A 25,681-nucleotide genomic window follows, 5' to 3' on the forward strand; every position below is an offset into this window, starting at 1 on the left:
AGCTCACGACGTGGCGGCCTCCCACGTCCGCAGGTACGACTCCGCGCCCGCCGCGAGGTCGCGGACCAGGTCTGGGCCGGCGAGGCGCCGCATGTCCTCGATCCAGTCGGGCACCAGGCCGTAGTGGGCCACCCCGTCCACGTTGACGTCCCAGACGCGTTCGCCGGTGCGCGGCCGGTCCAGCACCACGCTCCCGTCGTACGAGGTGAACGGGTACGTCACCGGGTTCGCCGCGTTGCCGGCGCGCGGTCCGGGCAGCCGGCCCATGCCGTTGACGTCGAGGCCGTAGCCGTAGCCCGGCACCTGGTAGCGCTGCCGCAGGGGCGCCGTACGCCGCCACTCGGCGACGAACTCGGTGGCGTCGTGGCCGTACTGGGTGACCATGCCGCCGAGGGCGTAGATGCGGGGGAGGAAGTTCGGGTCGGCCCAGCTGTGCGAGGAGACGACGCCGGGGTAGCGGGCCGCCTCCAGCAGGTCGAGCGTACGGCCGGCGGCCTTGACGCTCATGTGGTCGAGCTCGATCAGCATGCCGCGCCTGATCATGCCCTGGACCATGTACTCGCCGAGCGCGGTCAGTCCGCGGGTGTTGCAGTGCGGCGCCGGCGGATAGAGCGGCAGCGACACGCCGGGCGGGAGCAGCCGGACGATCTGGTCGGGGAGCACGCCGGCCGGGTCGATCGTGTTGTCGTGCTCGGGGCCCGTGCAGGTGCGGGCCTGCCAGAACGAGCCGGTGCCGAGCAGGTTGCCGATGTTGACGATCGCGCCCTGGGTGCCGGAGTCGAAGCGCACGCCGCACAGCGCGTTGTCGTACTTGTGGCAGACGAACATGGTGCGCACGCCGAGCGCCCGCATCTCGTCCAGGCCCCGGTCGATCTGGGCCTTGGTGCACTGCGGGACGCCGAGGATCTGGCGGCAGCCGAACGGCTCGGAGGTCTCGACGCCGAGCACGACGGCCAGCTTGCCCGCCCCGATCACCTGCCTGGCCTCGGCGGGGTCGGCGACGATGCGGAACCAGCCGCGTCCGGGGCCGCCCGACTCGGCGTCGATGTGGGCCTGCAGCTCGCGGGCGCGCTGCGCCTGGAGTCTGATGGAGGTCATCTCGTCGCAGGAGTACTTCTTCAGCGGGTAGATGGCGCAGAGCTGCCGGTTGGCCACCAGGTGGTTGACCAGCACCCGCAGCCCGCCCCGCCAGGCGCGCTCGACCCAGGTGTAGTACGCCTGCTGGTGGGTCAGCGAGTCGTGCGCCGGCCAGTCGCGGAAGGTGGGCCAGCCGACGGGGTCGTGGGTGCCGGTGGCGGAGCCGGTGCGGGTGAAGTTCTCGTACCAGGCGAGCCGGCCGTCCGGGTAGTGGTCGGGGCAGTCGGCCAGGGCGCGCGCGATGCCGCCGGGATCGAACGGCTTGCCGCACATCAGCATGCCACCGAACGTCTCGTACGAGAACAGGTGGCTGTGGCCGTCCACGAAGCCGCTCACCGGAGCGGGTGCGGAGGCGGCGGCGGGAGCGGGGGAGGCCGGTGCGACCAGCGCGCCGGCCAGGAGGAGGACGGCCGCGGCCGTCCTGAGCGGGTGGAACACGGGGACCACCTCCCAGGCGGGGTGACCGGGGTCGCCGTCAGCATCCATCGCGCTCGCGGGCTCGGCAAGACGAACATGAGCCTCACTCGTCTAACGGTTCGGCAACTCAGGCGTCCTCATGGGGGCGGTGGTCGGTCCAGGCCGACCAGTGGGCGGCGTAGCGCCCGCCCGCGGCGCGCAGGTCGTCATGCGAGCCGCGTTCCACGACCCGGCCGTCCTCCATCACCACCACGCTGTCCGCCGTGGCGGCCTGGGTGAGCCGGTGGGCGACGATGAGCGCGGTACGCCCGTCCACGGCCCGCTCGACCGCCCGCTCCAGCACGCGGGCGCCGACGCTGCCCGCCTCGGCCGTGGCCTCGTCGAGCACCGCCACCGCAGGGTCGGCCAGCACCAGCCGGGCCAGCGCGAGCTGCTGCCGCTGGGCGCCGGTCAGGCGGTGCCCGCCCGCGCCGACGACCGTCGCGAGGCCGTCGGGCAGCGCCTCCGCCCAGGCGAGGGCGTCCACGGTGGCGAGGGCCGCGCGCAGCTCGTCGTCGGTGGCGTCCGGGCGGGCGAGGCGCAGGTCGTCGGCCAGCGGACCGGCGAAGACGTGCACCTCCTGGGTCACCATGGCGACGCCGGGCGGCGTCTCGACGGTGCCGGCGGTGGGCTCGTGGACGCCGGCGACCAGCTTGGCCAGCGTGGTCTTGCCCGCGCCGCTCGCCCCGACCAGCGCGACCCGCTCGCCGGGGCGGATGTCGAGGTCAACGCCGTGCAGCACCGGGTCGCCGGGCTCGTACGCGTGGGCGAGGCCGCGCACGCTCACCCCGCCTCCGTTCTGGTCCCGGACGGGTAGGGGGCCGGCGGGTGCGGCGTCGGCCACGCCGACGACGCGGGCCAGGCTGGCGGTGGCCGCCTGGGCGTCGTCCAGCAGGGCCAGGGCGGTGTTGATCGGGCCGAAGAGGTTGTGGAAGTACAGCGCGGCGGCCGTGGCGGTGCCGATCGTGGCCGAGCCGTCGCGGACCAGCAGCACCCCGGCCGCGAGCACCGCGGCGAGGCCGACGTACTCGGCGACGTGCAGGCGGCTGTAGAAGCGCAGCATCAGCCGCACCCCGCGCATCGTCAGCTCCACCGCGGCCCGCGAACGGCCGGCGACCCGCTCCAGGTGCTCCGGCTCGGTGCGGAAGGCCCGTACGGTGGACGCCCCCGCGATCGTGTCGAGCAGTTGCTGCTGCTGCTCGCCGGTGGCCACCCGCTGGGCCGCGTAGAGCGGCACCGCGTTGCCTACGTACCAGCGGGCGGTGTGCGCCTGCACCGGCACGGCGAGCAGTGCCGCGACCAGGAACCGCCAGTCGAGCAGCGCCAGGGCGGCCAGCGTCAGGACGATCGACAGCAGCGACTGGGCCAGCGCGGGCAGCGCCGAGCGCACGGCCTCGGCGACCCGCGCCACGTCGCCCGTGACGCGGGCGGTGAGGTCGCCGGAGCCGGCCCGTTCCACGCGGTCGAGCGGCAGGGCGAGGGCCCGCTCGACGAAACGTTCGCGCAGGTCGGCGAGGGCGGTCTCGCCCAGCCTGGCCACCAGCGTCAGGCCCCAGGCGGTCAGCGCCCCCTGGACCAGGCCGACCAGCACCAGCAGCGCGGCGGGCACGGCCAGCGCCGCCGCCCGCTCGCGGCCGGCCACCAGGTCCACGATGTGGCCGAGCAGCGGCTGGATGAGCAGGCCCACGGAGGTGGCCACGATCAGCAGGCCGAACCCGGCCACGGCGGTCCGCCGGTGCGGGCGCACGATCCGCAGGACGGCCGCCCGGGTACGGGCCGGCGTCGCGGTCGGCAGCAGCTCCCTGGTCATGCGAGCACCGCCGCCCGGTAGCCGGGGTTGCGGCGCAGCAGGTCGGCGTGGGGGGCCTCGTCGGTGACGCGGCCCTCGTGCAGCAGCAGCACCCGGTCGGCCACCGCGAGCAGGGCGGGGCTGGTGGTCACCAGCACGGTCGTGCGGTCGCGGCGCAGGCGGCTGATGCCGTCGGCGATCCTGGTCTCGGTGACGGCGTCCACGGCGGTGGTTGGGTCGTGCAGGACGAGCACCGGGCGGGCCGCGGCGAGCGCCCGCGCCAGCGCCACCCGCTGGCGCTGGCCGCCGGAGAGCGAGCCGCCGCGTTCGCTGACCGGGGTGCCGGGCGGGATGTCCCCCGCGCCGGCGGCCTCCAGCGCCTCGGCGACGGCGGCTTCCGGGGCCTGGCCGACGTTGGTGGCGACGGTGCCCTCGAAGAGGACCGCGTCGTGCTCGGCCACCAGCACCGACTCGCGTAGCCGTCCGGGGTCGAGGTCGCGCAGCGGCACGCCGTCGAGCTCCACCGTCCCGGACTCGGGGTCGGCCTGCCGCGCCAGGCAGCGCACCAGGGACGTGGCCGCCGCGGGATCGGTGGCGGCCACTCCCACCAGCTCGCCGGCCGCGATGTCCAGGTCGAGGTCCCGCAGCGGCCCGTAGCTGACCGAGCGCAGCCGGACCGCGCCCGTCACGTCCCCGGGCGGCTCGCGGTCGCCGGCGGGCACGGCGGGCGGCGCGGACAGCAGCGCCGCGACCCGGGTGGCCGACGCCCTGGCCTGCGCGAAGTCGGCGTTCACCCAGGCGAAGAGCTGCAGCGGACCCTGGAGGAAGAGTGCCAGCCCGACCGCGGAGACGAGCTGCCCGAGCGTGATGTCGCCGGCGGTGGCGAAGTAGCCGCCGGCCAGCGCGATCAGCGCGATGAAGGCCCCGGTGAGCGCGAGCACCACGCCGTTCTGCAGGGCCTCGGCGCGGGAGGCGCGCAGGGTCGCGGCGAGGGAGTCGCGGCTGGTCCGCCGGTAGCGTTCGATCCCGGCCCGTTCGGCGCCGATCCCCTTGAGCACCCGCAGCCCGGTCACCAGGTCGGCGGCCATGCCCGAGGCGCGCGCGGCGTGCTCCTGCTCGACGGCGCTGCGGCGTTCCAGCGGCTTGCCGAGCAGGTGCCCGAGCCACAGCAGCGCCGGCGTGCCGGCCAGCACGATCAACCCGAGCTGGACCGAGGTGTTCAGCAGCAGCACCCCGGCCACGACCAGGCCGGTGAGCCCGGCGACGCCGGCCAGCACCGCCATCAGGACCGCGCCGACCCGCCGTACGTCCTCGGTGGCGATGCCGGTCAGCGCGCCGGGCAGCCGGTCCTCGGCGCCGCCGCCGGGGTGCAGCACCCGGGCGACGACGGCGATGCGCAGCTCGTGCGCGGCCTCCTCGGCGGCGCGCTCGCCGACGAGGGCGCCGAAGCGGTAGCTGAACGACAGGCCGACGTAGACGGCGGCGAGCACCGCCAGCCACAGGAGCAGCCGCCCCCAGTCGCCGCCCGCGACGGCCTGGTCGATGGCGACCCCGATGAGGACGGGCACCAGGGCCTCGCCCGCCTGGTGCCCGGCGCCGAGCAGCGAGCCCCCGGCCAGCCTGCGCCATTGGCTCGCGACCGTGCGCAGCAGTACGTCCCGCCCGGTGTGCAAGCGGCGCTCCCCGAAGATCGACAGTAAGGCGAGCCTAACCTAACATGTCCGACTCGTGGCCTGAAGAGGGGAGATGCCCGCTCTGGCCGGGAAGCGGCACGGAATCCACCTTCGCCGCGTCTTGACGGTCGCACTTCATCCGTGATGTGTTGTGCGTGGCCATGAGCTTAGGTAAGGCAAACCTAACTTGGAGGGTGTGTGGACGTGCATGTGGAGGAGGAGGTCGGCGCCCCGCCGATCCCCTCGCTGGCCGGCGGATGGCGGGTGGCCCCGATCGAGCCCGGCGCCGACGGCGTCGCCGTGGTCCACGACTGGATGAACCGGCCGCACGTGGCCGGCCCCTGGGACCAGGCCTGGCCGTACGAGCGATGGGCCGACGAGATCGCCCGCCAGGCGGCGGGGCGGCACTCCCGGCCGTGCCTGGCCTACCGGGACGGCGAACCGGTCGCCTACCTGGAGCTGTACCGGGTGCTGCGGGACCGGCTGGCGCCGCTGTACCCGTACCGGCCGCACGACCTCGGCGTGCACGTCGCGATCGGCGACGAGCGCGACCTGGGCCACGGCGTCGGCCGCCGGCTGCTGCGCGCGGTCGCCGAGGGCCTGCTGGCTGCCGACGAGCGCTGCACCCGCGTCGTCGCCGAGCCGAACGTCCGCAACGAGCCCTCCGTCCGGGCCTTCACCGCGGCCGGGTTCGTCCGCGTGGGAGAGGTGACGATGCCGCACAAGACGGCGGCGCTGATGGTGTACCCGCGTGCTCAGGAGGACCTTCCTCAGTGGTGACCCCGGCCTACGACCTCGTCGGAATCGGCTTCGGCCCCTCCAACCTCGCCCTGGCCGTCGCGCTCGCCGAGTCGCGCACGCCCGCGCCGTCCGCCGTCTTCCTGGAGCGGCAGCCGTCGTTCGGCTGGCACCGCGGCATGCTGATCGACGGCGCGACCATGCAGGTGTCCTTCCTCAAGGACCTGGTCACGATGCGGAACCCGGCGAGCCCCCACAGCTTCGTCAGCTACCTGCACGCCAAGGGCCGGCTGGCCGACTTCATCAACCAGAAGACGATGTACCCGACCCGCCTGGAGTTCCACGACTACCTCGAATGGGTCGCGGCCCGCTTCGAGCACCAGGTCGTCTACGGGGCCGAGGCCGTCACCATCCGGCCCGTCACGGACGGCGGCATGGACGGCGGCACGGTCACCCACCTCGACATCGTGGCCCAGCACAACGAGCTGACCACCTACCGGGCACGTAACGTCGTGCTCGCCGCCGGCCTCCAGCCCGTGCTGCCGCCCGGCGTCGTCGCCGGCGAGCGGGTGTGGCACAGCCAGGAGCTGATGCACCGGCTGGCGGAGCTGCCGGACGACCGGCCGCGCAGGTTCGTGGTCGTCGGCGCCGGCCAGAGCGCCGCCGAGGTGACCGAGCACCTGCACAGCCGCTTCCCCTCCGCCCAGATCTGCGCGGTCTTCTCCCGGTACGGCTACAGCCCCGCCGACGACAGCCCCTTCGCCAACAGCGTCTTCGACCCCGCCGCCGTGGATCACTTCTACGACGCGCCGCACGAGGTCAAGCGCATGATCCTGGACTACCACGCCAACACCAACTACTCCGTCGTGGACCTCGACCTGCTGAAGGAGCTGTTCGGGCGGGCGTACCGGGAGAAGGTCGCCGGCGTCCAGCGGCTGCGGATCATGAACCTGTCGCGCGCCGTCGGCCTGGAGACCCGCCCCGGCGAGGTGAGCGTGCACGTCAGGTCGCTGGTCAGCGGCGAGGTCGAGGCGCTGCGCGCCGACGTGGTCGTCTACGCCACCGGCTACCGGCCCGTGGACCCGCTCGACCTGCTCGGCGCCGCCGGGCCCTACTGCCTGCGCGACGACGACGGCGCGCTGCTGGTCGGCCGCGACCACCGGGTACGCACCACGCCCGAGCTGACCTGCGGCATCTACCTCCAGGGCGCGACCGAGCACACCCACGGGCTGACCGCCACGCTGCTGTCCACGACGGCCGTGCGGGCCGGCGAGATCGCCGACTCGCTCGCCTCGCCGGTCCTGGAGCCCGCTCGATGACCCGCCCGCTCACTCTGGCCGGGCTCATCGACGAGCAGGCCGCCGCCACCCCCGGGCGGCCCGCGCTGCGCTTCCGCGACCGCATGCTCACCTACGCCGAGCTGGACGCGGCCGCCTCCGCGCTGGCCGCCCGGCTCCGGGAGCGGGGCGCGGGACCCGAGCGCGTGGTCGCGGTGGCGCTGCCGCGTTCGGCCGAGCTGGTCGTGGCGCTGGTCGCGGTGCTGAAGACCGGGGCCGCGTACCTGCCGGTGGACCCCGAGCAGCCGGCCGGGCGGACCGCGTCCATGCTGGCCGACGCCGCGCCCGTGGTCACGCTGCGCGAGGTGGAGCTCGAACCGGGCGGGCGGCGCGAGCCGGCCACGCCCGTCGATCCGCGCAACCCCGCGTACGTGATCTACACCTCCGGCTCCACCGGCCGGCCCAAGGGGGTCGTGATCGCCCACGAGGCCATCGTCAACCGGCTGCGCTGGATGCAGGCCGAGTACGGACTCACCGCCGAGGACCGGGTGCTCCAGAAGACGCCGGCCGGGTTCGACGTGTCGGTGTGGGAGTTCTTCTGGCCGCTGATCGCCGGGGCCACGCTCGTGGTGGCCGAGCCGGGCGGGCACCGCGACGCGGCGTACCTGGCCGGGCTGATCCGGCGGGAACGGGTCACGACCGTGCACTTCGTGCCGTCGATGCTGCGCGCGTTCCTGGCCGACCCGGACGCGGCACGCTGCACCGGGCTGCGGCGGGTGATCTGCAGCGGCGAGGAGCTGCCCGCCGGGCTGGCCGCCGAGTTCCACGCGGCGCTGCCGGGGTGCGGGCTGCACAACCTGTACGGGCCGACCGAGGCGGCCGTGGACGTCACGTACTGGGCGTGCCGGCCGGGGGAGCCGGGGCCGGTGCCGATCGGCCGCCCGGTCTGGAACACCGCCGTCCACGTGCTGGACCGCGACCTGCGGCCGGCGGCGGCCGGTGAGCTCTATCTCGCCGGCGTGCAGCTGGCCCGCGGCTACCTGGGGCGGCCGGGGCTGACCGCCGGGAGGTTCGTGCCCGATCCGTACGGGCCGCCCGGCAGCCGGATGTACCGGACCGGCGACCTCGCCCGCCGCCGCCCTGACGGGGTCGTCGAGTACGCGGGCCGCGCCGACGACCAGATCAAGATCCGCGGCTTCCGGGTCGAGCCCGGCGAGGTCGAGGCCGTCCTGAACGCCCATCCCGACGTGCGGCAGGCCGTGGTGACCGCCCATGAGGTGCGTCCCGGCGTCACCCTGCTGACCGGGCACGTGGTGCCGGTTGAGGGGGCGGCCGTGGACCCGGACGCGCTGCGCGCCCACGCGGCCGCCCGTCTGCCCGGCCCCATGGTGCCCGCCGTCTTCGTCCCCCTGGCGTCGGTCCCCTTGACGGCCAACGGCAAGCTCGACCGCCGCGCCCTCCCGTCTCCGGCGGGGGACGTGGTGGCGAGAGCGGGCGCAGAGGGGGGAGGCGCCGCTGGGAGGAGCGGCGCGAGGGAAGATGCCGCTGGGGAGAGCGGCGCGGGAGCGGGCGCTGCGGGGGAGAGCGCCGAGGGGCTGCTGACCGCGCTTGTCGCGGAGGTGTTGCGGTTGCCCGATGTGCGGCCCACGGATGACTTCTTCACGCTCGGGGGCGACAGCATTCTCGCGCTGCACCTCGTCGGCCGGGCCCGTCGCGCCGGGCTGGCGATCACCGCCCGCCAGGTGCTCGAACTCGGCACCGCCCGCGCCCTGGCCGCCGCCGCCATCCCGGAGGGCGCGGCCGAGCCTCCGGAGGCGGCGCTCGGCGACGTGCCCGCCACCCCGATCATGAACTGGCTGCGCGAACGCGGCGACGGCGCGACCGCCGAGCACTTCGCCCAGTCGATCACCCTGCGCCTGCCCCACGACGTGGACCGCGACCGCCTGATCCGGGCCCTGCGCGACCTGCTTGACCACCACGACCTGCTCCGCGCCCGCCTCACCGGCACCGGCCTGCACGTGCCGCCGCCCGGCGCCGCGCCCGCCGAGGGCCTGCTGCGCGAGGTCACGGACGACGCCCTCCTGCCGCAGGCGCTCGCGGCGGCCCGCGCCGCCCTCGCCCCGCGCGACGGCGTGATGCTGCGCGCCGTACGGCACCGCGACCGGCTGCACCTGGTCGCGCACCACCTCGTCGTGGACGGCGTCTCCTGGCGGATCCTGGCCGAGGACCTGGCGCAGGCGTACGCCGCCACGACGCCCCTCACCCGCTCCACCTCCTTCAGGACGTGGGCCCGCGCCCTGCCCGTCCTCGACCGCCGCGCCGAGCTGCCGTACTGGACGGACACCCTCACCGCCGAGGAGCCTTGGCGGCTGGACCCGGCGCGGGACACGGCCGCGACCGCCGCCCGGCTCAGCGTGAGCGCCCCGCTGGACGTCACGCTCGACCGGGTGCTCGCCGCGCTCGCGCTGGCCGTCGCCGGACACCGGGCAAGCCACGGGCTGCCGGGCGGCCGCGAGGTCCTGTTCGACGTCGAGGCGCACGGCCGCGAGGACCTGGTGCCCGGCGCGGACCTGTCGCGCACCGTGGGCTGGTTCACCGCCATCTGGCCGGTCCGCCTGGACCCCGGACCGGCGGGCGGGGCCGACGCGCTCGCCCGGGTCTCCGCCCGGCTGCGCGAGGTGCCCGGCAAGGGCGTCGGCCACGGCCTGCTCCGCCACCTCGACCAGGACGCCGGCTCCCGCCTGGCCCGCCTGACCAGGCCGGCGGTCTGCGTCAACTTCCTGGGCCGCTTCCCCGAGGAGCCGGGCGACTGGGGGATGGTCCTGGAGCCGGAGAGCTTCCTGGACCTGGCCGACCCCGGCCTGCCGCTCGCGCACGTCCTGACCGTGGACGCGTTCGTGGCCGAGGGCCCGGACGGCGCGCGGCTGGAGTCCACCTGGACATGGGCGTCCCACGTGCTGGCCGAGCCCGTCGTCCGCGAGCTGTCCGGGCGGTGGCTCGACGCGTTGCGCGCCACCGCGCCGGCCGGCGCCTTCCTGGTCGCGCTCGACCAGGCCGAGCTTGACGAGTTCGAGGAGACCCTGGCGTGACCGGCCCCGAGGCCAAGAAGATCAAGGACGTCTGGCCGCTCACCCCTCTCCAGGAGGGCCTGTTCTTCCACGCGCTGCACGGCGAGGACGACCCGTACACCGTCCACACCACCGTGAAACTGCGCGGTCCGCTCGACGTGGCGGCCCTGCGGGGCGCGGCCGAGCGCCTGCTGGCCCGCCACGACCCGCTGCGCGCGGCCTTCCGCAGCCGGCGGAACGGCCGGCCGGTGCAGGTCGTCGCGGCCCGCGCCGCACTCCCCTGGCAGGAGGCAGACTTGACCGGCGGCGGCTCGGCGGCCGAGGTCGTGGAGCGGGACCGGCGGACGCCGTTCGACCTGCAGTCGCCGCCGCTGCTGCGGTTCACGCTGGTCAAGCAGGCCCCGGACCGGCACCTGCTGCTCGTCGCCAACCACCACCTGGTGCTGGACGGCTGGTCGCTGAACCTGGCGCTGCGCGAGCTGTTCGAGCTGTACGCGGGAGCCGAGCCGCCGGCCGGACCGCCGTACCAGGACTATCTGGCCTGGCTGGGCGGACGGGACGTCGCGGCGGCGCGTGACGCCTGGCGGGAGCACCTGGCGGGGCTCGGGGAGCCCACCCTGGTGGCCCCGCGAGCGGGCGCGCCCGGCGCGGCCCGCGAGGTCGTGACCGAGCTGAGCGCCGAGCTGACCGGGCGGCTCGCCGCGCTGGCCCGCGGCTCGGGCGTCACCATGAGCATGGTCGTGCAGACCGCGTGGGCGCTCGTGCTGGGCGTGCTCACCGGCCGGGACGACGTGGTGTTCGGCACCACGGTCTCCGGCCGGCCGCCCGAGCTGCCCGCCGCCGACCGCATGATCGGCCTGTTCATCAACACCCTGCCGGTACGGGTCCGGCTGCGCCCGCAGGAGCCGGTGACCGCCTACCTCGCCCGGCTCCGCGACGCCCACGCCCGGCTCGCCGACCACCAGCACCTCGGGCTGGCCGAGATCCAGAGGCTCGCGGGGAGAGGCGAGCTGTTCGACACGCTGGTGCTGTTCGAGAACCATCCGGCGGGCCCCGTCGGCCCGCTGGTCGAAAGCGTCGAGGAGCGCGACGCCACCCACTACCCGATCACGCTCTGCGCCCGCCCGGGTGAGCGGCTGCGGCTGGAGCTGGCGTACCGGGAAGGCCGGGTGAGCGCCGCCGAGGCCCGGCGAACGCTGGACCGGACGGTCCGCGCGCTGGAACGGCTGGCCGCCGCCCCCGAGCGCCCGATCGGCCTGATCGACCTGCTGGACGAGGCCGAACGCGCCCAGGTGCTCGGCGCGCAGGCGGGCACGGCCGGCCCGTACCCCGCCCGGACCCCGGCCGACGCCTTCGCCGAGCGCTGCGCGGCCACGCCGGACGCGACCGCCGTGGTGGACGCCGCAGGGAACGCCCTCACCTACGCCGAGCTGGCCGCGCGGGCCGACCGGCTGGCCGGGGCGATCGGCGCGGGCCCCGAGGACGTCGTCGCCCTGGCGTTGCCGCGCGGCCTCGACCTGGTCGCGGCCATCCTCGCGGTCTGGCGGTCCGGCGCGGCGTACCTGCCGGTCGATCCCGGCTATCCGGCGGACCGGATCGCGCTCATGCTCGGCGACGCGCGCGCCGCCGTCGTGGTCACCGACTCCGCGACCGCGCCCGGGCTGCCCCTCGCCGGGGACGCCAGGATCGTCCTGACCGACGACCTGGCACCGGGAACCGCTCGCCGCGAAGCCGCCCGGCCTGAAAATCCCGCCTACGTGATCTACACCTCCGGCTCCACCGGCCGCCCCAAGGGCGTCGTGGTGCCGCACGGAGCCGTGGCCAACCTGCTGGCCGCGCACGAGGCGGACACCATCGCCGCGGCGGTCGCCGCCGCCGGCGGGCGGCGGCTGCGGGTCGCGCACAGCGCGTCGTTCTCGTTCGACGCCTCGGTGGACCCGCTGCTGTGGATGCTCGCCGGGCACGAGCTGCACGTGCTGGACGACGCCACGTACCAGGATCCCGAGCTGCTCGCCGGCTACCTGGCCGAGCACCGGATCGACTACGTGGACGTGACGCCGTCGTACCTGGCCTCGCTCGTCACCGCGCTGGAGGACGGCCCGCACCGGCCCGTCGTGGTCGCGGTCGGCGGCGAGGCGGTGCCCGGCCCGCTCTGGCGGCGGCTCGGCGCGCTGCCGGGGGTGATCGCCAGGGACCTGTACGGCCCGACCGAGTGCACGGTGGACGCCTACGTGCGCAGGCAGGACGGCACCGCGGGCCCCGTGCCCGGCGTCCGCGCGCTGGTGCTCGACCCGATGCTGCGCCCGGCGCCGCCCGGCGTGACCGGTGAGCTGTACCTGGCGGGGGCCGGGCTGGCGCGCGGCTACCTGGGGCGGCCCGGGCTGACCGCCGAACGTTTCGTGCCCTGCCCGTACGGGCCTCCAGGCGCGCGCATGTACCGCACCGGCGACCTCGCGCGGTGGCGGGAGGGCCGGCTGGAGCTCGCCGGGCGCGCCGACGACCAGGTGAAGATCCGCGGGTTCCGGATCGAGCCCGGCGAGGTGGAGGCCGCGCTGGCCGGCTGCCCCGGCGTCGAGGAGGCCGCCGTCGCGGTGCGCGCGGACGGCGCGGGCGGGCCGCGGCTCGTCGCCTACGTACGCGGCCGGGCGAGCGAGGACGAGGTGCGGGCGTACCTGCGCGGGGTGCTGCCCCGGCCGCTGGTGCCCTCGGCGGTCGTCCGGCTCGCCGAGCTGCCGCTGCTGCCCAACGGCAAGGTGGACCGGCGCGCCCTGCCCGATCCCGCCGGGACGCGGGCGGCGGGACGTGCGCCGCGCGGCCCGCTGGAGGAGCGGCTGTGCGCGCTGTTCGCCGAGGTGCTGGGCGTGGACCGGGTCGGCGCCGACGACGACTTCTTCGAGCTGGGCGGCCACTCGCTGCTCGCCGCCCGGCTGGTGAGCCGGCTCCGGAGCGAGCTCGGCGCGGCGGCCGGCGTCCGCACGCTGTTCGACGCGCCGACCGTCGCCGAGCTGAGCGGCCGGCTCGGCGTGGCCGCCGCGCGCCCGCCGCTGGTAGCGCGCCCGCGCCCGGAACGGGTGCCGGCCTCGCACGCCCAGCGCGGCCTGTGGCTCCAGCACCGGCTGGAGGGCGGCTCGGCCACCTACAACATGCCCTTCGCGCTGCGGCTGGACGGCCCGCCCGACGTCGCCGCGCTGGAGCTCGCGCTGGCGGACGTGGTGGAGCGGCACGAGGTGCTGCGGACGGTGTTCGGGGAGGAGGACGGCGAGCCGTACCAGATCGTGCTGGACCGGGCGGACGTCCGCGTCGAGACCGGGCCCGCCGACCTCGGGCACGTCTTCGACCTGGCCGCCGAGCCGCCGCTGCGGGCGTGGCTGGACGGCGACCGGCTGACCGTGCTGCTGCACCACATCGCCGGGGACGAGCTGTCGCTGCGCCCGCTGGTCGCCGACCTGACCGCCGCCTACCGGGCCCGCGCCGAGGGCCGCGCGCCGGACTGGACGCCGCTGCCCGTCCAGTACGCCGACTACGCCCTGTGGCAGCGCGAGCTGCTGGGCGACCTGGCCGATCCGGCGGGGCGGCCCGCGAAGGAGCTGGCGTACTGGCGGGGGGCGCTCGACGGCCTGCCGCCCGAGCTGCCGCTGCCCGTGGACCGGCCCTTCCCCGACGAGCCCGGCAGGCGCGGCGCGACGATCGCCTCCGACCTGCCGCTCGACGCGATCGACGAGCTGGCGGGGCGGCACGGGTGCACGCCGTTCATGGTGCTGCACGCGGCGGTGGCGGCGCTGCTGACCCGACTCGGCTCGGGCACCGACATCGTGCTCGGCACGCCGGTCGCGGGGCGGGCGGACGAGGCGCTGAACGACCTGGTGGGGCTCTTCGTCAACACCGTCGTGCTGCGGGTGGACACCGGCGGCGAGGTCACGTTCGCCGGGCTCCTCGATCGGGTGCGGGCCGTTGACCTGGCCGCGTTCGACCACGCGGAGACGCCCTTCGACCTGCTCGTGGAGGAGCTGCGGCCGGTGCGCGTGCCCGGCAGGCATCCGCTGTTCCAGGTGATGATCGCGTACGAGCGCGACTCGGGGCTGCCGGTCGAGGAGGTCGGCGGGCCTGGCGTGTCCAAGTTCGACCTGACGTTCGTGCTCGGGCCGGGCGGGGGGCAGGTGGAGTACCGCACGGACCTGTTCGACGCCGCCACCGCCGAAGGGCTCGGGGCGCGGCTGGCGGAGATCGTCCGGCAGGCGGCGCTCCGGCCCGAGCGGCCGGTCGCCGAGCTTTCCGTCGCCCCCATGCGGGCGCCCGCCGTGCGCGGCCTGCCCAGTGCGGTGGATGGCGCGTCGATGGGCGCGACGGAGCCGCGTACGGAGGCCGAGCGCGTGCTGTGCCGGCTGTTCGGCGAGGTGCTCGGGGGCCGCGAGGTGGGCGCGGGCGACGACTTCTTCCTGCTGGGCGGGCACTCGCTGCTCGCCGGGCGGCTGGCCGCGCGGATCAGGGCCGTCACGGGTGCGGAGGCGGCGCTCGCCGACGTCTTCGCCGCCCCGACCCCGGCCGGCCTGGCTGCTCGCCTCGCTCTCCCGACCGCCCTCCCGACCGCCCTCCCGACCGCCCGCTCCGCCGCCTCCTCGGACGGGCGCGCCCGGCCCTCGCCGGCAGGCGGGACGCCGCCGCCGGCGGTGCGGGAGCGGCCCGAGCGGGTGCCGTTGGCGGCGGCGCAGCGGCGGCTGTGGCTCCTGGACCGGCTGCACGGACCGTCCGACGCCTACACCGTGCCGCTCGTCCTGCGCCTGCGCGAGCCGCTGGACCCGGCGGTGCTCCGCCGGGCGGTCGGCGACCTGATGGAGCGGCACGAGGCGCTGCGGACGGTGTTCGGGGAGGAGGACGGCGAGCCGTACCAGATCGTGCTGGACCGGGCCGACCCGCCCGTCACGGACGGGCCCGCCGACCTCGGGCACGTCTTCGACCTGACGGCCGAGCCGCCGCTGCGGGTGTGGCTGGACGGCGACCGGCTCACGGTGCTGCTCCACCACCTCGCCGCCGACGAGTGGTCGGTCGGCCCGCTCTGGGACGACCTCGCCACCGCCTACCGGGCCCGCGCCGAGGGCCGCGCGCCGGACTGGACGCCGCTGCCCGTCCAGTACGCCGACTACGCCCTGTGGCAGCGTGACCTGCTCGCCGGCGGTCTCGCCGACCGGCAGCTCGCCCACTGGACCGGCGCGCTCGCCGACCTTCCCGGACGCCTGGAGCTGCCCGCGTGGACCGGCGGGGACGCCACCGCCACCGCCTCGCGCCCCGCCGCGCCCCTGCGGGAGCTGGCCCGCCGTACCGGGACGACCATGTTCATGGCGGCCCACGCGGTCGTGGCGGCCCTGCTGACCAGGCTCGGCGCGGGCACCGACGTCCCGGTGGGCGCGGCCGTCGCGGGCCGTACGGACGAGGCGCTGACCGGCCTCATCGGTTTCTTCGTCAACACCGTCGTGCTGCGGGTGGACACCGGCGGCGATCCCACGTTCGCCGAGCTGCTGGCGCGGGTGCGGGCCGCCGACCTGGCCGCGTTCGAGCACGCCGACGTCCCCTTCGACCAGGTCGTGGAGGCGGTCAACCCCGAGCGCGGCGACGGCGACCCGCTGTTCCAGGTGGCCGTGGCCTACCACCCGGCCACCGGGTCGCTCCCCGGATTCGCCGCCGAGGAGGAGCCCGCGCCGCCCGGACCGGCCAAGTTCGACCTCTCCGTCACCTTCACCGAACGTCCGGGCGCGACCGACCTGGACGTGCTGGTCGAGCACCGGGGCGGGGCGGCCGGCCGGTACGCCGCGCACCTGCTCCGCCTGCTCGACGCGGTGACCGCCGACCCCGGCCGGCGGCTGAGCGAATACCCGCTCCTCGCCCCCGCCGAGCTGGAGACCGTGCTCACCGCCTGGAACGACACCGGCTCCGCCGAGCCGTTCCTGACCCTGCCCGAGCTGTTCGAGGCCCAGGTCAGGGCCACGCCGGACGCGGTCGCGGTCCGGTGCGAGTCGGAGTCGCTGACGTACGCGGAGCTGGACGCGCGGGCGGACCGCCTGGCCGCCTCGCTCGCGGCCGCCGGCGCGGGCCCCGAACGCATCGTGGCCGTGGCGCTGCCACGCGACCCGCGGATGGTGGTCGGCGTGCTGGCGGTGGCCAAGGCGGGGGCCGCGTACCTGCCGATCGACCCGGCCCAGCCCGCCGGGCGGATCGCCGCCATGCTGGACGACGCGCGGCCCGTCCTGCTGCTCGCCACCCGCGAGACCGCCGGGCGGGTGCCCATGACGCCCCTGCTCATGGACGATCCGCCCGCCCCCGCCGGGCCGCCGGTCCGGCCGCTGCCGCGCCACCCCGTCTACGTGATCTACACCTCCGGCTCGACCGGCCGCCCCAAGGGCGTGGTGCTGGAGCACGCCGGGGTGCGGGCGCTCGTGGACACCGCCGTGCGCCGGTTCGGCGTCGGCCCGGGCAGCCGGGTCCTGCAGTTCGCCTCGATCTCCTTCGACGTGGCGTTCTGGGAGCTGACCATGGCGCTGTGCACGGGCGCGACGCTCGTCGTCGTGCCCGCCGAGCGGCGGGTCGCCGGCCCCGAGCTGACCGAGTACGCCACCCGCCACGCCGTCACCCACCTGGCGCTGCCGCCCGCGCTGCTGTCGGCCCTGCCCGCCGAGTGCACGCTGCCGGAGGGATCGACGCTGCTGGTCGGCACCGAGACGGTGACGCCCGAGCTGGTACGCCGCTGGGCCGGCCGGCACCGCGTCATCGACGCCTACGGGCCGACCGAGGCCATGGTGAACTCCACGCTCTGGCCCGCCGACGGCGACCTCGACGCCCTCACGACCGTGCCCATCGGCCATCCTGACGTGGGCAAACGCGTCTACGTCCTGGACCGCGCGCTGCGTCCCGCGCCGCCCGGCGTCATCGGCGAGCTGTACGTGGCGGGCGCCGGCCTCGCCCGCGGCTACCTCGACCGGCCCGCCCTGACAAGTGAGCGTTTCGTGCCCGACCCGTACGGGCCGCCCGGCACCCGGATGTACCGCACCGGCGACCTGGCCCGCTGGCGCGACGACGGCGCGGTGGAGTTCGCCGGCCGCGCCGACGGCCAGATCAAGATCCGGGGCTTCCGCATCGAGCCGGGCGAGGTGGAGTCGGTGCTGGCCGGCTGCCCCGGCGTCCGCGAGGTCGCGGTGGTCGCCCGCGAGGACCGGCCCGGTGAGCGCCGGCTCGTGGCGTACGTGACCGGGGCCGAGACCGACCCCGCCACCCTGCGGGCGCACGTCGCCGCGCGGCTGCCCGACTACATGGTGCCCGCCGCGTTCGTCGCGCTCGACGCGCTGCCGCTCATGGTGAACGGCAAGGTGGACAGGAAGGCGCTGCCCGCTCCCGGCGTCCCCGCCGCCGGGCGGTCGCGGGGGCCGCGCACCCCGGCGGAACGGGCGCTGTGCGCGATCTTCGCCGACGTGCTGGGCGTCGAGGGCGTCGGCGTGGACGACAACTTCTTCCACCTGGGCGGGCACTCGCTGCTCGCGGTCAAGGTGCTGGCGCGGGTGCGGGCCGGGCTGGGCGCGGACCTGCCGCTGCGCGCCCTGTTCGACACGCCCACGGTCGCGGGCCTCGCGGGCGCGCTCGCCGCCTCGCCGCCGGCCCGCGCCGACGGCCTCGTGCGGGCCGTACGGCCGGAGCGGGTCCCGTTGTCGTCGGCGCAGCTCAGGCTCTGGTTCCTGGGGACGCTTGAAGGCCCGTCGGCGACCTACAACGTGCCCCTGGCCGTGCGGCTGCCCGGCCCGGTGGAGCCGTCCGTGCTCCGGGCGGCGCTCGGCGACGTGGTACGCCGGCACGAGGTCCTGCGCACGGTCTACCGCGAGCAGGACGGCGTCCCGTACCAGGTGGTCCTCGATCCGGCGGACCCGGAGGTCGCGGACGGGCCGCCGGACCTCGGGCACGTCTTCGACCTGGCCGCCGAGCCGCCGCTGCGGGTGTGGCTGGACGGTGACCGGCTCACGCTGCTGCTGCACCACATCGCCTGCGACGAGTGGTCCGTGACCCCGCTGCTCGCGGACCTGGACACCGCGCTGCGGGCGCGGGCCGCCGGACGTGCGCCGGAACTCGCGCCGCTGCCCGTCCAGGTGGCCGACCACGCCCTGTGGGAGCGCGACCGGCTCGACGCGACCCTGCCCGAGCACCTGGCGTACTGGACGAAGGTCCTCGCCGCGCTGCCGGAACGGCTCGCGCTGCCGCCGGCCGGGCCCGGCGGGGCGGTCGTCCGCCAGGCGCCCGCCCAGGTGCGGGACGCGCTCGCCGCGCTCGCCGCCCGCGCGGGCACGAGCCTGTTCATGGTGCTGCACGCCGCCGTGGCGGCGCTGCTGACCAGGCTCGGCGCGGGCACGGACATTCCTCTGGGTACGCCGGTCGCCGGGCGGCCGGACGACGCGCCGGCCGATCTGGTGGGCTGCTTCGTCAACACCCTGGTGCTGCGGGTGGACACCGGCGGTGACCCCGCCTTCGCCGAGCTGCTGGAGCGGGTGCGCGAGGTGGACCTGGCGGCGTTCGAGCACGCCGGGGCGCCGTTCGAGCGGGTGGTGGAGGCGGTCAACCCGGGCCGTTCGGGCGCGGGGAACCCGCTGTTCCAGGTCATGGTGACGTACCAGCGGAGCGGGCCGGCCGCGCTGGAGGTGCTGCCGGAGCCCGGGCCGCCGGCTCCCAAGTTCGACCTCGCCTTCGCGTTCACCGAGACGAGCGGGGCGGCCGGGCTGGAGGTCGCCGTCGAGCACCGGCTCGCGCCGGAGGCGGCCGAGCGCGTCACCGACGCTCTCCTGCGCCTGCTGGAGCAGGTCGCCGCGACCCCCGCCGCGCCGATCGGCGCCCTCGATCTGCCGGCGGTGGGTCTCGGCGGCCGGGACCCCCGTCCTGCCGCCGTCCGTCGCGAGGTCGCGCGGCGGGAGCCGGAAGGGCCGGTCGAGCGCCGGCTGGCGGCGATCTTCGAGGAGGTGCTGGACGTGGCCGGGGTCGGGGCCGGCGACGACTTCTTCCACCTCGGCGGCCACTCGCTGCTCGCGGTCCGGCTGATCAGCAGGATCAGGGCCGAGCTGGGCACGGCGGTCACGGTCAGGGACGTCTTCGACGCCCCCACCGTCGCCGGGCTGGCCGCCAGGCTCGCCCGCGTCCCCGGCCCCGCCCCCGCGATTCGGCCCCGAGCGCGCGGCGAACGGGTGCCGCTGTCGTCGGCGCAGCGCCGGCTGTGGTTCCTGCACACGCTCGACGGCCCGTCGGCCGCCTACAACGTGCCGCTCGCCGTACGGCTGCGCGGCCCGCTGTCCGCCGACGCCCTCCGCGAGGCCGTCGGGGACGTCGTGGCCAGACACGAAGCGCTCCGCACGGTCATCGCCGAGGACGAGCTGGGGCCGTACCAGGTCGTCCTCGACCCGGCGCCGGTGCAGGTGATGGACGGGCCGGGGGATCCCGGCCACCGGTTCCGCCTCGACGGCGAGCCGCCGATCAAGGTCTGGCTGCACGCCACGGCCCCCGGCGAGCACCTGCTGCTCGTCCTGCTGCACCACATCGCGGCGGACGAGTGGTCGGTCGGCCCGCTGTGGGACGACCTGGCCGCCGCCTACCGGGCGCGGGCGGCCGGGCGGGCGCCGGACTGGGCGCCGCTGCCCGTCCAGTACGCCGACCACACCCTGTGGGAACGCGAGAACCACGACCCGGACCGGCTCGCGTACTGGCGCCGGGCCCTCGCCGGGCTCCCCGGACACCCGACGCTCCCGCACGACCTGCCCCGTCCGGCCGCGGCGACCGGCGACGGCGACGTGGTGGAGTTCCGCCTGCCGCCCGGCACGAGGGAGGGCCTGGCCCGGCTCGCGGCGGACGGCGGCGCGACCATGTTCATGGTGGTGCACGCCGCCGTGGCGGCGCTGCTGACCAGGCTCGGCGCGGGCACCGACGTCGCGGTGGGCACGCCCGTCGCGAACCGGCCGGACGACGCGCTGGCCGCCCTGGTGGGCTTCTTCGTCAACACGGTCGCGCTGCGGGTGGACACCGGCGGCGACCCCGCCTTCGCCGAGCTGCTGGCCCGGGTCCGCGACGCCGACCTGGCCGCGTTCGAGCACGCCGACGTGCCGTTCGACCAGGTGGTCCAGGCGGTCGCGCCGGCCCGGTCGCCGGCCTGGCACCCGCTGTTCCAGGTGGCGGTGGCCTACCATCCCGCCGGCCGGCCGCTCGGGCCGCTGGGGGAGGCGGCGGCCGAGATCGAGGAGGTGGCCACGGGCACGGCCAAGTTCGACCTCGCGGTGTCGCTGGCGGAGGAGGGCGACGGGGCGATCGAGTACCGTACGGACCTGTTCACCAGGGGCACGGCGGAGCGGATCGCGGCCGGGCTGGCGGAGCTGCTGGCCACGGTGGCCCGCGCCCCCGGCACCCGCCTGAGCGAGCTGGACGTGCCGCCCGTGACCCGCGCGGACTGGACGCCGGTGCCCGCCACGGCGGTGACGACAGGGCCGGCGGTGGACGTGCGGCGGATGGCGGAGCTGTTCGCGGACGTGCTCGGCGTTCCCGTCCCCGGCCCCGACGAGGGCTTCTTCGAGCTGGGCGGCCACTCGCTGCTGGCGGGCCGGCTGATGACCGCCGTCGCCGCCGAGTTCGGGGTGCGGCTGCCGGTCAGGACGCTGTTCGAGGCGCCCACGCCCGCCGCGCTCGCCGCCCGGGTACGCGCCCCGCACCGCCCCGGACACGCCCTCGACGTGCTGCTGCCCATCAGGACGGGCGGCGAGGGGCCGCCGTTGTTCTGCGTGCACCCGCTGTTCGGGCTCGCCTGGTGCTTCACCGGCCTCGCGGGGGCGCTGGACGTGCCGGTGTACGGGCTCCAGGCGCGCGGCCTGGCCGGTCCTGAGCCGCTGCCGCGCACCCTGGACGAGATGGCCGCCGACTATCTGGCCGCCGTCAGGGCGGTGGCGCCGGCGGGGCCGTACCGGCTGCTCGGCTGGTCCTTCGGCGGCGTCGTCGCGCACGCAATGGCCGCCCGCCTGCGCCGCGAGGGCGAGGAGGTGGCCCTGCTGGCGCTGCTCGACTCCTACCCGCTGCTGCCCGGCGAGCGGCCCGAGACCGGCGACGACGAGCAGGACGCCCTGCGCTTCCTGCTCCGCCTGGCCGGGCACGACGCCCGCGGGCCGCTCGACCGGCGGCGCGTGGTGCGGTACCTGCGGGCCGGGGGAGGGGCGCTGGCCGAGATCGAGGAGGCCACGATCGGCGCGATGATCGACGTGGCCGTCAACGCCGAGCGGCTCATTACCGGCGACCCGCACCCGTTCTACGACGGGGACCTGCTGTTCGTCACCGCGGGCGCGGACAAGGCCGGCTCGGGGCTCGAACCCGGCCGCTGGCGTCCGTACGTGGGCGGCGCCGTCGAGGAGCACGTCGTCGACTGCGAGCACTACCAACTGGCCGATCCCGGGCCGCTCGCCCAGGTGGCCCGCATGCTGAAGGAGCGACTGCGATGACCAACCCGTTCGAGGACCCCGAGACCGACTACCTCGTGGTGGTCAACGACGAGGCCCAGCACGCGCTGTGGCCGGCGTGGATCCCGCTGCCCGAGGGCTGGCGGGACGTGTACGGTCCCGGCGCCCGCGACCTGTGCCTCCAGTACGTCGAGACGCACTGGACGGACATGCGCCCGGCCGGGCTCGCCCGCGCCATGGACGCCTGATCAGGCCATCGCCCCGGCGCGGGCCGCGGCGAGCGCCGCCGTCGCGGCCCGGTCGGCGGCGGCCTCGTCGAGGGGTTCGCCGGTGTTGAGCAGCGCGTAGTACAGGGGCGCGGAGACGGCGGCGATCACCCGGCGCGCGTCGGTGCCGGGCGGCAGCTCGCCCCGCTCGACGGCGTCGGTGACGCAGCCGGCCCACTCCTCGACGCGTACGGCGTAGAAGCGGCGCAGCGCCCGCGCGGCCTGCTCGTCGCAGAGCGCGGCGGCGATCAGCGCCTTGAACAGTCTCCCCTGGCGGGGGTCGGTGAGGGTCCTGACGACCAGGCGGGCGTTGTCGCGCAGGTCCCGACCGACGTCGCCGTGGCGGGAGCGGGGGAGCGAGTGCTCGGCCATGTCCTGGAGCAGGTCGGCGGCGAGCGCGCCGGGCGAGCCCCAGCGGCGGTAGACGGTGGTCTTGCCGACGCCCGCGGCGCGGGCGACCTCGCCGAGGTCGAGCCCGTGGAAGCCGTTCTCGGCCAGGACGTCGCCGGCGGCACGGAGCACGGCCTCGCGCACGCGAGCGGTACGCCCACCAGGCCGGACGGCACCCGGCTGGACATCGTCCGACATGTCGGACTCTCCCTTCCCTAAACCCTTATCGGGACTGGAGTTCCCTTAAGGCGGTAGCTGGTGCTACTGTTCCCTCATCTTAACGGAACTTCAGACCCATTTAGAGGGCCCTCTCATGTCCATCACCCAAGCCGTCCCGGCGCCCGCCCCCCTCCTGACCGGCCGCCACCGGGTCACCCTCGCGGTGCTCCTGGTCGCCCAGTTCATGCTGGCCGTCGACTTCTCGATCCTGAACGTGGCACTCCCCGCCATCGGCGACGACCTGGGCTTCTCCCTGGGCGGCCTCCAGTGGATCGCCACCGCCTTCGCCCTGTGCGCGGCCGGGTTCACCCTCTTCTTCGGCCGCATCGGCGACCTGCTCGGCCGCAAGCGCATCTTCCTCGGCAGCCTCGCGCTCCTCGGCGTGGCCTCCCTCGTGGGCGGCCTCGCCCCGACGCCCGAGCTCCTCATCGCCGCCCGGGTCGCCCAGGGGCTCGCGACCGCCGCCGCCACCCCCTCCGGGCTGGCCCTGCTGACCACGTCCTTCCCCGAAGGCCCGCTGCGGCAGAAGGCGCTCGGGCTCAACGGCGCCCTCATGTCCGCCGGGTTCACGGCGGGGGCGGTGCTCGGCGGCGTGCTCACCGACGTGCTCTCCTGGCGCTGGGCGTTCTTCGTCAACGTGCCCGTCGCGCTCGCCGTGCTCGTCGTCGCGCCCGCCGTCATCGCCGAGTCACGGCCCGCCGACCGGCCCCGGCTCGACCTGCCCGGCGCGCTCAGCGTCACCCTCGGCCTGCTCGGCGTCGTCTACGGCCTCACCCAGGCGGGCGAGCACGGCTGGACGCACCCGCAGGCGGTGGCGGGGCTGCTCGCCGGCGCGGTCCTGCTCGCCGTCTTCCTCCTCGTCGAACGCCGGGCCGCCCAGCCCCTGGTCCCGCTGAAGGTGCTGGCCAGGCCGACCGTGGCCTGGGGCAACCTGATCGGGCTGCTCGCCTTCGTCACCGAGACGTCCCTGGTGTACCTGCTCACCCTCTACCTGCAGAAGACCCTCGGCTTCTCGGCCCTCGCCGCCGGGCTCTCCTTCGGCGTGCTCGGGCTCGGCACCGTGGCCGGCGGCCTGCTCGCGCCGAAGGCCATCGCCCGCACCTCCACCATCGCCGTACTGGTCGGCGGCGGGCTGCTGCAGGCCGTCAGCACCGCCGCCCTGCTGCTGCTCGGCGACACGGCGGCGGCCCTGGCGCTGCTGCTGCCCGCCACGTTCCTGGGCGGCGTGGGCAACATGCTGGTCATCGTCGGCTTCATGGTCACCGCCACGGCGGGCCTGCCCGACCACCAGCAGGGCCTCGCCACCGGGCTGGCGTCGATGTCGCAGCAGGTCGGCATCACCATGGGGACGCCGATCATGTCCGCGATCGTCACCGCCGTGACCGGCGGCGCGGTCTCGGCCGGCGCGATCCGGCACGGCGTCCTCGTCGCCGTCGCCGCCAACGCCGGCCTCGTCCTGCTCGGCGTGCTCGTCGCCGCCGTCCTCCTGCGCGTGCCGGGCATAATGATCACCAACCCCAGGAGAAGGAGCAGAAGGTGACCATCGAGTGGGCCCCGTTGTCCGCCGCCGACCTGTCGGCGATCGCCGAACTCGCCCGGCGCTGCCTCGACCACGACGGCGGGCTCCCGGCGACCACGTCACCGTCCTTCCTGGAACGCAGGTACGCCGCAGGACCCGGGGTGGGCGCGTACGACGGCGGCGGTTTGATCGCCTGCGCCGCCGCCCGCCCCGCCGGCCCGGCGACGGCCGTGACCGGCCTGGTCGACCCGGCCCACCGGGGACGGGGGCTCGGCTCCGGCCTGCTGGACCGGCTGGCCGAGGGCCCCGTACGGCTGGAGATCGAGTCGCTGACGCCCGAGGCCGACGCGCTCTTCCGCGCCCGCGGCTTCCGGCGGACGTTCGCCGAGGACGTCTTCCGCCGCGACCTGACCCTGCCGCTGCCGGACGTCCCGCTGCCGGCTGAGCTGGCCGTCGAGGAGTGGTCACCCGCCACCGAGGAGGCCTTCCACGCGGCCTACTTCGCGTCGTTCGCCGACCGGCCCGGCTTCCCCGGCTGGTCGCGTCAGGAGTGGGTGGACTGGCTGGTGGACGACGACTTCCTGCCCGGCTGCTCCCTGGTCGCCCGTACGGCGGACGGCGCCGCCGCCGGCTTCGTCGCGTGCGCGGAGGGCTTCCTCATCCAGGTCGGCGCGGTGCCCGGATGGCGGCGGCGCGGCCTGGCCCGGGCGCTCGCCGTCGCCGCGCTCGGCCGGATGCGCGCGGCGGGCGCGACGGAGGTCTTCCTGGACGTCAACGAGAACAACCCGGCCTCGGCCGCGCTCTTCCGCGGCCTCGGGTTCGAGGCGGTCGCCCGCCGGGCCCGCTACGAGAACTGACGGCCTCCCGGAGGCCGTCAGCGTCACGTACGGCTGGGGGCCGTCAGCGTCACGTACGGCTGGGGGCCGTCAGCGTCTCGTGCAGGTGGCGGGCCTCGTACAGGACGCGGCTCGACCCCTTTCGCGCGGCCATGTCGGCCAGCCCGGCGACCTCGCCGCGCGCCCCCGTGAGCGCGGCGGCCCGCGCCGCGACCGCCAGCAGCTCGCCCAGCCCCGCGCGGGGCCGCTCGCCGGGCCGGGGCAGCAGGGCGGGCAGAGCCTCGGCCAGCACCGCCCACACCTCGGCGTGCGCCCCCGCCGCCGTCAGGCCGTCGAGCGCGGCGGTGATCCGCTTGAGCACCACGAACTCGACGTCGACCAGCCGCGCGACGGCCCGCCCGAGGTCGGCGGCCGGAAGCTGCCCGCGCGCCGCGAGCGTGAGCGCCGCCTCGGCCGCCGCCGCCCGCTGCGCGTCCCGCCGGTGCCCCAGCCCGCCCGCGATCAGCATCGCGGTGGCGGCGCCCACGGGCCCGTCGCCGTGGGCCAGGGCCGCGAGGGCGGTCATCCTGGCGTCGTTGCCGTCGGACACCCAGGGCCGGAAGCGCAGCAGGGCGGCGGCGACGAGCTCGCGGTGCGACGGCAGCACCAGCGGCCCCCACAGCGGGTCGTCCGAAGACGACAGGTAGTCGGGGCCGCGATGGTCGACGCCCCATAACGCGGCGAGCCACGCCGGCAGGCCCTCGGGGGCCACGATCTCCACCCGCACCCGGCGCGACCAGCTCCGCGAGCTGTAGCTGTCGGGCGACCGCTCCTCCTCGTACGGCGTCACGCGCACCGCCGGATCCGGCCACCCGCCGTCCCGC

The 25,681-nt window shown here is 76.1% G+C and carries 12 protein-coding genes; 7 read left to right on the plus strand and 5 right to left on the minus strand.

Annotated features, from left to right (window positions below; all coding sequences use genetic code 11):
* Positions 1–3: 3 nt before the first annotated feature.
* The 3 genes from AC27IY_RS43870 to AC27IY_RS43880 form a co-directional block, all read right to left on the minus strand.
* Entirely contained in the window at positions 4–1,575 is a 1,572-nt protein-coding gene (locus AC27IY_RS43870; RefSeq protein ID WP_487181626.1) for an amidohydrolase family protein, read from the minus strand.
* Between the two features lie 106 nt (positions 1,576–1,681).
* Positions 1,682–3,403, minus strand: coding sequence for an ABC transporter ATP-binding protein (locus AC27IY_RS43875; protein ID WP_487181627.1), 1,722 nt, complete (start codon positions 3,401–3,403; stop codon positions 1,682–1,684).
* Complete coding sequence (locus AC27IY_RS43880) at positions 3,400–5,055, minus strand: ABC transporter ATP-binding protein (protein ID WP_487181628.1); 1,656 nt, start codon at positions 5,053–5,055, stop codon at positions 3,400–3,402. The genes AC27IY_RS43875 and AC27IY_RS43880 overlap by 4 nt, the downstream gene beginning before the upstream one ends.
* Before the next feature lie 198 nt (positions 5,056–5,253).
* On the opposite strand from AC27IY_RS43880, the gene AC27IY_RS43885 reads away from it, so the two are divergent.
* From AC27IY_RS43885 to AC27IY_RS43905, 5 genes are read left to right on the plus strand one after another with little or no spacing between them, the layout of a single operon-like run.
* Positions 5,254–5,835 (plus strand): GNAT family N-acetyltransferase, encoded by a 582-nt coding sequence (locus AC27IY_RS43885; protein WP_487181629.1) that lies wholly within the window; start codon positions 5,254–5,256, stop codon positions 5,833–5,835.
* Positions 5,829–7,112, plus strand: a complete 1,284-nt coding sequence (locus AC27IY_RS43890; protein WP_487181630.1) for a lysine N(6)-hydroxylase/L-ornithine N(5)-oxygenase family protein — start codon at positions 5,829–5,831, stop codon at positions 7,110–7,112. Before AC27IY_RS43885 ends, AC27IY_RS43890 begins: the two co-directional genes overlap by 7 nt.
* Entirely contained in the window at positions 7,109–10,159 is a 3,051-nt protein-coding gene (locus AC27IY_RS43895; RefSeq protein ID WP_487181631.1) for an amino acid adenylation domain-containing protein, read from the plus strand. Before AC27IY_RS43890 ends, AC27IY_RS43895 begins: the two co-directional genes overlap by 4 nt.
* Entirely contained in the window at positions 10,156–21,630 is an 11,475-nt protein-coding gene (locus tag AC27IY_RS43900; protein WP_487181632.1) for an amino acid adenylation domain-containing protein, read from the plus strand. The genes AC27IY_RS43895 and AC27IY_RS43900 overlap by 4 nt, the downstream gene beginning before the upstream one ends.
* Positions 21,627–21,836 (plus strand): MbtH family protein, encoded by a 210-nt coding sequence (locus AC27IY_RS43905; protein ID WP_329584408.1) that lies wholly within the window; start codon positions 21,627–21,629, stop codon positions 21,834–21,836. The genes AC27IY_RS43900 and AC27IY_RS43905 overlap by 4 nt, the downstream gene beginning before the upstream one ends.
* On the opposite strand, the gene AC27IY_RS43910 is transcribed toward AC27IY_RS43905, so the two are convergent.
* Positions 21,837–22,442 (minus strand): TetR/AcrR family transcriptional regulator, encoded by a 606-nt coding sequence (locus AC27IY_RS43910; protein WP_487181633.1) that lies wholly within the window; start codon positions 22,440–22,442, stop codon positions 21,837–21,839.
* A gap of 115 nt (positions 22,443–22,557) precedes the next feature.
* On the opposite strand from AC27IY_RS43910, the gene AC27IY_RS43915 reads away from it, so the two are divergent.
* Together AC27IY_RS43915 and AC27IY_RS43920 are read left to right on the plus strand one after the other, a co-directional pair.
* Positions 22,558–24,003, plus strand: coding sequence for an MFS transporter (locus AC27IY_RS43915; RefSeq protein WP_487181634.1), 1,446 nt, complete (start codon positions 22,558–22,560; stop codon positions 24,001–24,003).
* On the plus strand, positions 24,000–24,839 hold the full coding sequence (locus AC27IY_RS43920; RefSeq protein WP_487181635.1) for a GNAT family N-acetyltransferase: 840 nt from the start codon (positions 24,000–24,002) through the stop codon (positions 24,837–24,839). Before AC27IY_RS43915 ends, AC27IY_RS43920 begins: the two co-directional genes overlap by 4 nt.
* A gap of 49 nt (positions 24,840–24,888) precedes the next feature.
* Here the strand turns inward: AC27IY_RS43920 and AC27IY_RS43925 are convergent.
* Positions 24,889–25,681, minus strand: a 793-nt coding sequence (locus AC27IY_RS43925; protein WP_487181636.1) for a DUF7825 domain-containing protein, incomplete at its 5' end; no start/stop codon positions are given.

This window comes from Nonomuraea sp. B208, from assembly GCF_057536035.1.